Source organism: Acinetobacter sp. YH16032, assembly GCF_013417345.1.
Taxonomy (GTDB): domain Bacteria; phylum Pseudomonadota; class Gammaproteobacteria; order Pseudomonadales; family Moraxellaceae; genus Acinetobacter.
On the sequence record NZ_VPEE01000171.1, the window covers coordinates 1 to 1,082 of the forward strand.

Here is a 1,082-nt window from a genome sequence, read left to right on the forward strand (position 1 = left end):
TAAGTTGACAAAAATAACTAATCATGCGAAAAAGTTTTTTTAGTTAACAGATGTTCACACATGCCTCGAATTGTTTCTGTACCACTTAGTTTAGAACAGCGAGAACGACTCATTTTTCTGGCCAAGCATGCAAAACATTGGCGTGAAAGACAACGTGCCCAAACTATTCTCTGGCTTTCTGAAGGTAAAAGTGTTGCGGAAGTTGCCACTCTACAAGAACGTATCCCAGAAACCATAAGGCTACAACGCCGACGTTGGGAATTGTATGAGTTTGAATCGATTAAAGAAGGTCATCGCTCAGGTCGGCCCAATACATTGATCTCAGACTATCAGGCGAAAATCCTAGATTGGGTCAATACAAGTCCACTCAATGCAGAACAAATCCGAGTCAAACTACATGAAAAATACGAAGTGTCCGTGTCTGTTGAAACCATTCGTAAGTTTTTACGTGATTCAGGTATGGTCTTCAAGCGTACCCGTCATAGCTTGAAAAAAAAGAGATCCGATTGCATTTGAACAAGCAACACAGCAGATTGAAAAATTACGAGAGCAAGCGGCACGTGGTGAAATTATATTAGGTTATGTTGATGAAACAGGGTTTTCATCTACACCTGATAACCGCTATGCATGGACAAAGATAGGTGATGTTCATGCGGTTGATGCAATAAGATTAAAACGAGTTAATGTCATGGGGTGTTTGCTTTCAACGGGGAAACTGGTGACAAGTTGTTTACAAGAGTCAGTTACAAGCACTTGGTTTTATGCCTATTTAACTGGAATAGCTCAACAAGTAAAACAGACTTATAACCTTCCATTGGTTCTTATTGTTGATAATGCCTCGATTCATAGAAGTAAAAAGATGGCTGATTACAGAGAGCTACTTAAAAGTAACTTTTCGACGAATTTGTATTTTATTCCAGCTTATAGCCCTGAGTTAAATCGAATCGAGATGGTATGGAAGCAGATGAAATATTATTGGCGAGATTTTCAAGTCATGACAGCTGATAAAATAGAGCAATGGGTGGAGAGAGTATCAAACCAATTCGGAAAAGAATACATGTTTACTTTTTAATGACAGCTTA

The 1,082-nt window shown here is 38.6% G+C and carries 2 protein-coding genes; both read left to right on the forward strand.

The features are described 5' to 3' along the window. Nucleotides 1-60 precede the first annotated feature (60 nt). Nucleotides 61-516, forward strand: a complete 456-nt coding sequence (locus FTV32_RS17220; protein WP_180029172.1) for a helix-turn-helix domain-containing protein — start codon at nt 61-63, stop codon at nt 514-516. A gap of 16 nt (nt 517-532) precedes the next feature. Next, on the forward strand, nt 533-1,072 hold the full coding sequence (locus FTV32_RS17225; RefSeq protein ID WP_141730351.1) for an IS630 family transposase: 540 nt from the start codon (nt 533-535) through the stop codon (nt 1,070-1,072). Nucleotides 1,073-1,082 lie beyond the last annotated feature (10 nt).